The sequence below is a fragment of the Actinocrinis puniceicyclus genome, from assembly GCF_018283645.1.
Taxonomy (GTDB): Bacteria; Actinomycetota; Actinomycetes; order Streptomycetales; family Catenulisporaceae; genus Actinocrinis; species Actinocrinis puniceicyclus.
The window spans coordinates 44,044-54,584 of the sequence record NZ_JAGSXH010000015.1 but is presented as its reverse complement, the minus strand read 5'-3'; the positions used below and the strand labels follow the sequence as shown (position 1 = coordinate 54,584).

The following is a 10,541-nucleotide window of genomic DNA, read 5'->3' as shown; positions in this document are numbered from 1 at the left end:
GGCTGCCATCACTGCTTAGCACTTCGTACAACGGCGAAAGAAGCTGAGGGAGCCACCGCCGATGGGCACCGCCGCGTTCTTCGATCTCGACAAGACGATCATCGCCAAGTCCTCGACACTGGCGTTCGGCCGGTCGTTTTACCAGGGCGGGCTGATCAATCGGCGCGCCGTCCTGAAGACCGCCTACGCGCAGTTCGTCTACCTCGTCGGTGGGGCGGACCACGATCAGATGGAGCGGATGCGGCAATACCTCTCCGCGCTGTGCACCGGCTGGGACGTCGGTCAGGTCAAGGAGATCGTCGCCGAGACCCTGCACGACCTGATCGACCCGCTGATCTACCAGGAGGCCGCCGACCTGATCGCCGAGCACAAGAGCGCGGGTAGGGACGTCATCATCGTCTCGTCGTCAGGCGCGGAGGTGGTGGAGCCGATCGGCGAGTTGATCGGTGCGGACAAGGTCGTCGCGACTCGGATGGTGGTCTGCGACGGCCGCTACACGGGCGAGGTCGAGTTCTACGCCTATGGCGACAACAAGGCCGGCGCGATAAAGGCCTTGGCGGAGGCCGAAGGTTACGACCTCGACGGCTGCTATGCCTACAGCGACTCGATCACCGACCTGCCGATGCTCGAGCTTGTCGGGCACCCGTGCGCGGTCAACCCGGACCGAACGCTGCGCAAGGAAGCGGCGGCTCGGGACTGGCAGATCGAGGTGTTCGCGAACCCTGTCTCGCTGCGGGCCAAGATGGCGAACCTGAGTATTCCGGCCAAGCCGGTCATCGCAGCCACGGCGCTCGGCGTGGGCACGGCGGCGGCCGCCGGAATCATGTGGTACGCCCGCAAGAAGCGCTCGTAAGCGACGGCCGAAGCGCGGACACGCTGGGCGTCGGACACACAGGGCTCGGATACACAGGGCGACGGCGCCCCGAGTCAACTTGGGGGCGCCGTCCGGTTAGTACGGGTGGTCCGAGATACCAGGCGTGCACCGCTTGTATTCGCCAGATCAGTCCACTCACGGGCTCAAGCCGCTGTGTCTGTCTCGGCGGGCCCTAACGCGGGTCGGTCGCGCGTGGGTTTCCGGGCTTCCGTACACGGTCCGCGGGCCAGTTGACTTCTACTTCCCAGCCTCCTCAAGAAGCGGTCTCACGGGCCGTTACTTCCTTTGTAGGCCGGGCCCGCAGCGTTTGAAAGGCCGACCGCGGGCGCCTGGAGCGCACATCACCCGAATGGGCTATGGGTCCGGGAGGCGGAAGGGGTGCACCGTCATACCGGGTCGTATGTGGGTGCTTCGCCAGCAGCCCAGCCGTGGCCCAGCCGATGCCTTTAGCCACGCATGAGCGCTTCACACACGGCCAACGCTTCCTGAGCGCCCCCCACGACCGCAGCCCCGCAGTGGGCGATCCACGAGCCGAGCCCCTCTGCGGTGCCGCTTCGGTATGCGTCAAGTGCCGCGCGCCGCGCTTCGAGCCCCAAGTCCAGGAATCCGACCTCAGGCACCACCAGCGACTGCGGGTCGAGCCCACGGGCGACCAGCAGCAGCCGGAACACCGCGCGGCCAAGCAGTCCGTCACCCCACCCGAAGGGAGTGGCGGCGAGCAGTTCGCCCTGCGCGACGGCGGCCACCACCAGCGCAGGCGCCTTGCTGGGCGCCGCGATCAACCCGGCGAGGGCGGTCAGCCGCGCGGCCGCCTCATCCGCTGCCACCGGTGTGGATGGACCGCCCGGCTCGATGGTCACAGGCTCGCCACCAACACGCGGTCGCCCGATCCGATCAGGCTCGATCTGGCCGGCCGCGGCGAGCATGTGCATCCTCGTCAGTGCCTGAGCCGGCGCCTGCCGCAGCACCACCAGCAACTCGGGCAGTTCGCCGCAGATACGCACGGCCCCGCGCACGAGGCCGGCATCCGGCTCGTCACCCAGACCAGTGCGCCGCCTCAGCTCCTCAAGCGGCCAGTCGGCGCCGGCGACAGCGGCCGATGCCCGGGCCCCGCGCAACGCGGACTCGGCGCTGACGTCTGCAGCGCGACTCCGCAGCACCTTGTGCGCACGGAGCCTGTCCACGGCGGCGCGAGCTTCATCGACCGCCTCGGCGACTCCGGGCAGGGAACCGAGCGCGGCGAGCGGATCAGCGGAAGTGGTCGTCACAACCGACAAACTTAAGCCACGCCCGGCAGAGCTATCGCACCGCACCCAGTCAGGGTTGTCAGCCTATGGTCGGGTCCTGGAGCAATCACCCTGGCCATGATCTTGTGCGTAACGTACCGTCATGTAGGTGGATTCCACGGCAACGATGATCGCGGTCGCGGGAGTGCTGGCCGTCCCGGTCGGCGCAGCGGTTCGGGCGGCCAGACGACACCACGTCTACGGGACCCCGACAGAGCGTGCCGCTTACGAAGCGATGCACACGGTTTCCCTCGCGGCGCCCGTCCTGCGCGAAGGTCTCTCCCCCGACTCCGCGCGTAAATCCGCGCGTCATCTGCGCCGGCTGCTCGGAACTGCTGCCGTCGCGATCACAGACGCCGAGCGTCTCCTGGCCTGGGACGGCGAAGGCGATCGGCACGCCGAAGACGCGCTCGTCCACGCCAAGAACGTCATCGCGACCGGGCGCGTCAAACTGCTGGACTGGGTCACCTGCGGTAGCGAAGAGTGCCCCATCCGCGACGCGGTCATCGCCCCCTTGATCGTCGACGGCCAAGTCGTCGGCGCGCTTGCCGCCTACAACGCGACGGCGTCGGTCGCCCTCACCCGAGCGGTGTGCGAGGTGGCCCGCTGGGTCTCGTCACAGCTGGAGCTGGCGCAGCTCGATCAGTCACGCACGCGCGCGATGGAGGCGGAGATCCGGGCGCTGCGCGCGCAGATCTCGCCGCACTTCATCTACAACTCGCTGACCGCGATCGCATCGTTCGTGCGTACCGATCCGCCCCGAGCGCGCGAACTGCTCCTCGAGTTCGCCGACTTCACCCGGTACTCGTTCCGGCGTGGCGGCTCGATGACCACCCTCGCCGAAGAACTGCGGTGCATCGACTGCTACTTCCAGCTGGAACAGGCGCGTTTCGGCGATCAGTTGGAACTCGTGGTGCGGGTCGCGCCGGAGACCCTGGGCTTGGAGCTGCCGTTCCTGTGCTTGCAGCCGTTGGTGGAGAATGCGGTGCGACACGGCCTTCGAGGTAAGTCAGGCAAGGGAACGGTTACGGTCTCCGCTGCTCACACGGACCAGGAGTACGTGATCACGATCTCGGATGACGGTATCGGGATGGACCCTTCCACGGCAGGCGCGGCACTAAGCGGAAAGAGCACGTCAGACGCTCACGCCGTGGCCAACATCCAAGAACGGCTTCTGGCGGCCTTCGGTTCGGACCATGGGCTTCAATTGGACAGCGCACCGGGCGAGGGAACCACCGTCACCATCCGCATCCCCAAGCCGGTGTCGCGCAGAAGGCCGATCACCCGACGGGAGAGCGAATGACCCAGCCGTTGGACCGCCCCGGCCTGGCCGTGTTGGCCGTCGATGACGAGCGGCCCGCTCTGGAGGAGCTGACCTACCTGCTCAGCGCGGACACCCGGATCGGCAGTATCCGGACCGCCTCGTCAGGCGCCGAGGCCATCCGCGTACTGACCAGCGAACAGCGGATCGACGCGCTCTTCCTGGACATCCGAATGCCCGGCGCGACGGGCTTGGACATCGCACGCACCCTGGCGCGCCGAGCGGACAGCCCACAGATCGTGTTCATCACCGCGCACGAGGACTTCGCGGTCGGGGCGTTCGAGCTGCATGCCGTGGACTACGTGCTCAAGCCGGTGCGACAGGATCGGCTCGCCGAAGCAGTCCGGAGGGTGCATGAACGCCTGCACGCACGCACCCGTTCAGCCCCTAGCGACGACGAAGTCGTGCCGGTCGAACTCGCCGGCGTCACCCGGTTCCTGACCCGGTCGCAGATCCGGTACGTCGAGGCGCACGGTGACTACGCACGGTTGCATACAGCCGCCGGGTCGCACTTGGTGCGGATATCGCTGGCGACGCTCGAGGAGCGCTGGACCCCATACGGGTTCGCCCGAATCCACCGCTCGTACCTCGTCGCGCTGCGGCATATTCAGGAGGTCCGCTGGGACGCCGGGCATACGACTGTGAAGGTCGGTGACAAGACACTCGCGGTCAGTCGGCGTCATGCCCGCGAACTGCGGGATCGGTTGCTCGGAGACGCCAATCGACAGCGCTGAGCTACCGCGGGGGGAACCCCTCCGGGCGTGACGCGACCGGAAAGCCGCAGCTCCAGGCTGTTTCGAAATACGTCGAACCGGTCGGCGCGCTCGTTAGGCCACTCGGCGCAACGAAGCCCTGTCCCGTCATGAGAACACCGAAAGCTGGGGACGACCGGAGCAGGTCCCAGTTCAGGGGCTGACAACCACTGGCCCAACCCGGACACCGGACGAGCGAACGCCGACCGGGGCGCGGAGCGGGCCTCATGTCTGGTCGAAAGGATCACGGTCGTGAGCAACGAAGCACCCACGACTAGCACCCCGGTGACCGTCGCCGATCCCGCGCCACTCGGTCTCGCCGGGTTCGCGATGACCACGCTGGCGCTCTCCTTCGGCAACGCCAACCTCATCAAGGAGACCGGCGCGATCACCATCGTGCTGGGCCTCGCCACCTTCTACGGCGGTATCGCCCAACTGCTGGCCGGCATGTGGGAATTCAGGCGCGGCAACACGTTCGGCGCCACCGCGTTCAGCTCGTTCGGCGCGTTCTGGCTGTCCTTCTGGTACATCAACACCCACCTGACCGCAGCCAGCGGCGATGTGCACCAGGCGATCGGCCTCTATCTACTGCTCTGGGCGATCTTCACCGCGTTTATGACCGTCGCGGCGCTACGCACCTCGCTGGCCGTGCTAGTCGTCTTCGTGCTCCTGACGCTCGCCTTCCTGTTCCTCGCCATCGGCGCGTTCCAGAACGGCACACCCGCTCCGGACACGATGACCAAGATCGGCGGATGGCTCGGCATCGCCACTGGTGTCGCCGCCTGGTACGCGGCGGCAGCCACGGTCATCAACGCAACGCACCGGCGGGACGTGCTGCCGACCCTGCCGCGCTGAGCAGACGGCCAAGAGGCACCATCGGGCCGAAGCCGCGCCCCGGCCGACGCCCAATTGCACCGCACCGCCGGCGAGGCGCGACCTCGCCGGCGGTGTGGTCTAGACCTATATTGGCCGGAAACCCTTGCGTAACAGCATGAGTACTGGTCTGCTGTTGGGCTGAGAGAAGCTCACACCGACCACGGCGGCGCGGCGCTGCGCCGTGCCTCCGTCCGGCCCGCAAACGGACGTCTGACGAGGAGCTCGTGTGTCCAACGAAACGCTGTCGAATCTATTGAACGAGGAGAGGCGGTTCGAGCCGCCGGCCCAGCTGGCGGCGGCGGCGAACGTGACGGCCGATGCCTACGCGCGGGCCGACGAGGACCGCCTGGCCTTCTGGGAGGCCCAGGCGAACCGGCTGTCCTGGGCACAGCCGTGGAACGAGGTGTTGGACTGGTCGAACCCGCCCTTCGCCAAATGGTTCACCGGCGGGAAACTGAACGCCGCCTACAACTGCGTCGACCGGCACGTGGAGGCCGGGTACGGCGACCAGGTCGCCATCCACTTCGAGGGCGAGCCCGGAGACACGCGCACTATCACGTACGCGGACCTTCAGCGTGAGGTGTCCAAGGCGGCAAACGCACTGACGGAGCTGGGTGTGCGGACCGGCGACCGGGTCGCCATCTACATGCCGATGGTCCCGGAGACCGTGTTCGCGATGCTGGCCTGCGCCCGGATCGGCGCGCCGCACTCGGTGTGCTTCGCCGCCTTCTCGGCGGAGGCGCTGCGCACGCGGATCGAGGACGCCAGCGCCAAGCTCCTGATCACCGTGGACGGCTACAACCGGCGCGGCGCGGTGGCGAACCTGAAGCCGAACGCGGACGCGGCGGCGGACGGAGCGACCACGATCGAGAAAGTACTCGTGGTGCGCCGTACCGGGCACGAGGTGCCGTGGAACGCAGACCGCGACGTGTGGTGGCACGAACTGGTGGACCGCCAGTCCGACCAGCACACCCCGGAAGCCTTCGACGCCGAACACCCGCTCTTCATCCTGTACACCTCGGGTACCACCGGTAAGCCGAAAGGCATTCTCCACACGACAGGTGGCTACCTCACCCAAGTGGCCTACACACACCATGCGGTCTTCGACCTCAAGCCTGAGACCGACGTCTTCTGGTGCACGGCCGATGTCGGCTGGGTGACCGGACACTCGTACATCGTCTACGGCCCACTGGCCAACCGTGCGACGCAGGTGATGTACGAGGGCACGCCGGACACGCCGCATCAGGGCCGGTTCTGGGAGAACATCCAGAAGTACAAGGTTTCCATCCTGTACACGGCGCCCACCGCGATCCGGATGTTCATGAAGTGGGGCGACGACATCCCCGCGAAGTTCGACCTGTCCTCGCTGCGCCTGCTCGGTTCGGTGGGTGAGCCGATCAACCCCGAGGCATGGATCTGGTACCGGCAGAACATCGGCGCCGGGCGCACTCCGATCGTCGACACCTGGTGGCAGACCGAGACCGGCGGCATCATGATCTCGCCGCTGCCGGGCGTGACCACCACCAAGCCGGGCTCGGCGATGCGCCCTCTCCCGGGCATCTCGGCGAACGTCGTCGACAAGGACGGCGATATCGTCCCGAACGGCGGTGGCGGCTTCCTGGTGCTGGACAAACCCTGGCCGTCGATGCTGCGCGGCATCTGGGGCGATGCGGACCGCTACCGGGACACGTACTGGTCACGATTCGCCGAGCAGGGTTACTACTTCGCCGGCGACGGCGCGAAGAAGGACAACGACGGCGACCTGTGGCTGCTCGGCCGAGTGGACGACATCATGCTGGTGGCCGGGCACAACATCTCCACCACCGAGGTCGAGTCCGCTCTGGTCTCGCACCCGGCGGTGGCGGAAGCCGCTGTGGTGGGCGCCAAGGACGAGACGACCGGCCAGCGGATCGTCGCCTTCGTGATCCTGCGCGGCGGCCAGGTCGAGGACGCCGCGCTCGACTCGGCGCTCAAGGACCACGTGTCCAAGGAGATCGGCCCGATCGCCAAGCCGAAGCAGATCCAGTTCGTGGCCGAGTTGCCCAAGACCCGCTCCGGAAAGATCATGCGACGGCTGCTCAAGGACGTGGCCGAGGACCGCGCGCTGGGCGACACCACGACGCTCACCGATGCCTCTGTCATGGACCTGATCGCATCCAAGCTGCCGCACGCAGGCGAGGACTGAGCGGTTCGCCACCCGGCGGCATGCACCCGATCACTCATCGGGTGCATGCCGCCGGTGCGTTCGACCTCACGGCCGGCCGGTTGCGGCCCTCGGTCAGAAGCCGAACGGAATCCACGGTTCCAGATCTGCGGCGAAAGCGCGGGCCGCGGCGGCCAGGGCGCCGCGGCGGTGTTCCTTCACCAGCCCGGCCGCCCCGAGCGCGGCCAGCGAGGTGCCTCCGAGGTAAGCCGCGCCGAGTTCCCGCACGTCGAGCGCGAGATCGGCGGCGGCGGCGGCGGTGGGTTCGCAGCACGCGCCTGCTTCATCGCCGGTCAATCGCCAGCGGCCGGCGTTCCAGGGGCACAGCGCGTCGGCCACGTCAAGGACGAGGTCGATCGGCGCGGCGTAGCTACGTGACGCCAGCGCTCGATCTATGTCGACCAGCCGGATGTAGAGCGCGTCTTTGACATGCACATTGGCAGCGCGCACGTTCTGAAGGAGATGCATTGCATGGCCGTCGAGCGGGATGCCGTCCAGACGGGTGATCGTCATGAGATCGATTTCGGTGAGATACCGCAGCAATGCCGCGTATGACGCGGCATCGTCCGCATAGAGTTCAGTCACACTCACTTCACCAGCAGGTCTGCCGTCGCTTTCACGATATTTGGTGCGATAACGCGTATAGCCGACTGCTTTACCGTCGCGTTCCGCCAGTACCGTCCGGAGACGGGAACGGCCGGCCCGCCACTGGTCAACGTCCGTGAAGTACGCCATCGCCCAACTCGGCGTGCGCACGAGCATGCCGGGCCGTTCGGGTACCTGGCGCGCGTAGATCTCTTCGCAGACCTCGTAGGATTCGTCGGTCGGTACGAATCGGAGAGCGATGGAGTCCACGCCCTCGGGAATACGCAACGCGCTGTACGGGCGCTGGATCGTCAACGCAGCGGCGCGCGAGGCCGACCCGTAGCCGAAGCGTCCGTAGATCGGCGGCTCGCTGGCGGTCAAGCCGGCCACGGCCTCGCCGCCCGACTCGTGGAGACCGTGCAGCTGACAGCGCATCATCGAGCTGAGAATGCCGCGGCGCCGGTGAGTGGGCATCACGCTGACCCAGCTGACGCCGGCGAGCGGGATCCGCCCACCCGGCACGGTCATCTCAAGGGTGAAGATCGAAGCGCCGCCGACCAACTGCGGGCCGTCGAACACGCCGATGGTCCGGTCGCGTTCCAGGAGCCGCCTGCTGACCTCCGCGGCTTGCTGGCTTGCCGGTTCCTCCCCGAAGGCCAGTTCGTCGAGTCGGTAGAAGTGCTCCAACTCGCTTTCAGTAAGCGCGCGCGGCGCGGACGGCTCTGTCGGCATGGGTAATGCGTAACACGCGCGGCCGCAGGTCGCGAACGGTTTTTCCGCCGGTTCGGCCGCCGACCGGCGCCGGTTCCAGAATCCACCCAAGGGCGATAAAGCGATATATCGATAAAGCGACTGATCAACTTGTAGCTATTCACCGGCTGGCCCGCGCCCTCCGCGGATGCGAGTCCGCACGGGGAAGCGCACCCCTCGCCGATTCCAGCCTGCGCGTTCAGCCCAATGACCGCATAATCCGACGACTCCCGGGGTACTTGGGCCGGGACCTGCCCGCCGATCAAGTCCGCCCTGTGGAGGTACCCGTGGCCGTGACCATCGGTTCCCCGTCCGAGCACGCCGAGACGGACCAGAAACTCTCCGCCCTGGTCATGTCTGCGACCAAGGACATGTCCGCCCTGGTGCGCGACGAGATCGCGCTGGCCAAAGCGGAGTTGCGCCGAGACTTCAAGCAGGCGGCCACGGGCGGCGGACTGTTCGCGGTCGCGGGCATGCTGCTGTTGTTCGCCCTGATCATGTGCTCCTTCGCGATCGCCTACGGCATCCACGCCGCCGGGATCGGGCTGGCCTGGGCCTGGCTCATCGTCGGAGGCGGTTACCTCTTGCTCGGCGCGGTGTGTGGCGGCGTCGGGTTGGTGCGGTTCAAGGCGATCCGCGGCGTCGACGCGACCAAACGCACGACCAACGAATCGCTCGCCGTACTCAAGCGAACCCCGCGGTAGAGCAGCAACTGTTGTTGGGCAAGTTGTTGGGCCCGCGCTACCCCGAGTTTGAGAAGTAGCTTCGGATCAGGCCGCGGCGCCTGGCGCGTGCGATCGCCAGGCGGGCCCGGAGCGGCAAGTGCGGCCAGGTCACTTCCACCACCACGCCGCAGGTCCGTGACCGCCCATTCTGTGCTTCGAGTCGCCCAACGCACGCCTCGACGACACCGTACGGTCAGCCATCTGTGCAATGCTGGCGCCCATGCCTTCAGACCTGTCACCGGTGTACGTGGAAGGCGCCTGGACACACCGCGAAGTGTCCGCCAACGGCGCCCGCTTCCACGTCGTCGAGCTCGGCGAGGGCCCGCTGGTACTGTTCGTGCACGGTTTTCCGCAATTCTGGTGGACCTGGCGAGACCAGCTGACCGCCTTCGCCGAGGCCGGTTACCGCGCCGCCGCGATGGACCTTCGGGGCTTCGGCGGGAGCGACAAGACGCCGCGAGGGTACGATCCGATAACACTGACGATGGACGTCACGGGCGTCATTCGCGCTCTCGGCGAGGCTAACGCTGCAGTCATCGGACACGGCTGGGGAGCCACGCTCGGCTGGACGGCCGCGACCGTGCGTGCGAAGACCGTTCGGCGGCTGGTCGTCGTCGGCGCAGGTCATCCGAGGCGTCAGCGTGCGGCGCTGTTGACCGACCCGGCGCAGATCGGTGCGAGCAAGCATGTCTTCGCCGCTCAACGGCCGCTGGCCGCCGAGCGATCGCTGCTGCGCGACGCAGGCGCCTCCGTCGGACGCATGTTGAGCGAGTGGAGCGGCCCGGACTGGCCACCGCCCGAAGTCGCGCAGCGCTATGAGCAGGCGATCGCGATCCCCGGCGTGGCACATTGCTCGTTGGAGTATTTCCGCTGGTGGGTGCGCTCGCTGCCGCGACCGGACGGGCTCCAGTATCAGCAGCGCATGCGCACTCCGACCGAGGTGCCGACGCTGCACCTGCACGGAGCGCTGGACCGCGCGGTGCTGACGAGTACGGCCCGTGGCTCCGGTCGGCACGTCAACGCGCCCTATCGCTGGCGGCTGCTTGAGGGAGTCGGCCACTTCCCGCAGGAGGAGGCGCCGAAGCTGTTCAACACGGAGGTGTTGAACTGGCTCGCGGACGACGAACCAGACCGCTGAACTGAACGCGTCCTTCGCATTTATGCCGGCA

9 protein-coding genes are annotated in these 10,541 nt (G+C 67.4%); 7 read left to right on the top strand and 2 right to left on the bottom strand.

Annotated features, from left to right (window positions below):
* Nucleotides 1-61 precede the first annotated feature (61 nt).
* Entirely contained in the window at nt 62-853 is a 792-nt protein-coding gene (locus KGA66_RS06940) for an HAD family hydrolase (protein WP_211465809.1), read from the top strand.
* 467 nt (nt 854-1,320) lie between these two features.
* Here the strand turns inward: KGA66_RS06940 and KGA66_RS06935 are convergent, their stop codons facing one another.
* On the bottom strand, nt 1,321-2,142 hold the full coding sequence (locus KGA66_RS06935) for a Fic family protein (RefSeq protein ID WP_211465807.1): 822 nt from the start codon (nt 2,140-2,142) through the stop codon (nt 1,321-1,323).
* 127 nt (nt 2,143-2,269) lie between these two features.
* Here KGA66_RS06935 and KGA66_RS31455 point away from each other — a divergent pair, with 127 nt between their 5' ends.
* From KGA66_RS31455 to acs, 4 genes are all read left to right on the top strand, one after another.
* Entirely contained in the window at nt 2,270-3,463 is a 1,194-nt protein-coding gene (locus KGA66_RS31455; RefSeq protein WP_211465805.1) for a sensor histidine kinase, read from the top strand.
* Nucleotides 3,460-4,215, top strand: a complete 756-nt coding sequence (locus KGA66_RS06925) for a LytR/AlgR family response regulator transcription factor (RefSeq protein WP_211465803.1) — start codon at nt 3,460-3,462, stop codon at nt 4,213-4,215. Before KGA66_RS31455 ends, KGA66_RS06925 begins: the two co-directional genes overlap by 4 nt.
* Nucleotides 4,216-4,485: 270 nt before the next feature.
* Complete coding sequence (locus tag KGA66_RS06920; protein ID WP_312886793.1) at nt 4,486-5,088, top strand: acetate uptake transporter; 603 nt, start codon at nt 4,486-4,488, stop codon at nt 5,086-5,088.
* Nucleotides 5,089-5,335: 247 nt separating this feature from the next.
* Entirely contained in the window at nt 5,336-7,294 is a 1,959-nt protein-coding gene (gene acs, locus KGA66_RS06915) for an acetate--CoA ligase (protein ID WP_211465801.1), read from the top strand.
* A 93-nt stretch (nt 7,295-7,387) separates the two neighbouring features.
* Here acs and KGA66_RS06910 read toward each other — a convergent pair whose 3' ends face one another.
* Complete coding sequence (locus KGA66_RS06910; RefSeq protein ID WP_211465799.1) at nt 7,388-8,629, bottom strand: GNAT family N-acetyltransferase; 1,242 nt, start codon at nt 8,627-8,629, stop codon at nt 7,388-7,390.
* Between the two features lie 305 nt (nt 8,630-8,934).
* Here KGA66_RS06910 and KGA66_RS06905 point away from each other — a divergent pair, with 305 nt between their 5' ends.
* Both KGA66_RS06905 and KGA66_RS06900 read left to right on the top strand, forming a co-directional pair.
* Nucleotides 8,935-9,351 (top strand): phage holin family protein, encoded by a 417-nt coding sequence (locus tag KGA66_RS06905; RefSeq protein WP_211465797.1) that lies wholly within the window; start codon nt 8,935-8,937, stop codon nt 9,349-9,351.
* Between the two features lie 241 nt (nt 9,352-9,592).
* Nucleotides 9,593-10,510, top strand: coding sequence for an alpha/beta fold hydrolase (locus tag KGA66_RS06900; RefSeq protein ID WP_211465795.1), 918 nt, complete (start codon nt 9,593-9,595; stop codon nt 10,508-10,510).
* Nucleotides 10,511-10,541 lie beyond the last annotated feature (31 nt).

Bases quoted from the DNA above. Each gene is read 5' to 3' on its own strand.
- KGA66_RS06910 (WP_211465799.1), bottom strand. From the start codon at position 8,629: ATGCCGACAGAGCCGTCCGCGCCGCGCGCGCTTACTGAAAGCGAGTTG.
- KGA66_RS06900 (WP_211465795.1), top strand. From the start codon at position 9,593: ATGCCTTCAGACCTGTCACCGGTGTACGTGGAAGGCGCCTGGACACAC.
- KGA66_RS06940 (WP_211465809.1), top strand. From the start codon at position 62: ATGGGCACCGCCGCGTTCTTCGATCTCGACAAGACGATCATCGCCAAG.
- KGA66_RS06925 (WP_211465803.1), top strand. From the start codon at position 3,460: ATGACCCAGCCGTTGGACCGCCCCGGCCTGGCCGTGTTGGCCGTCGAT.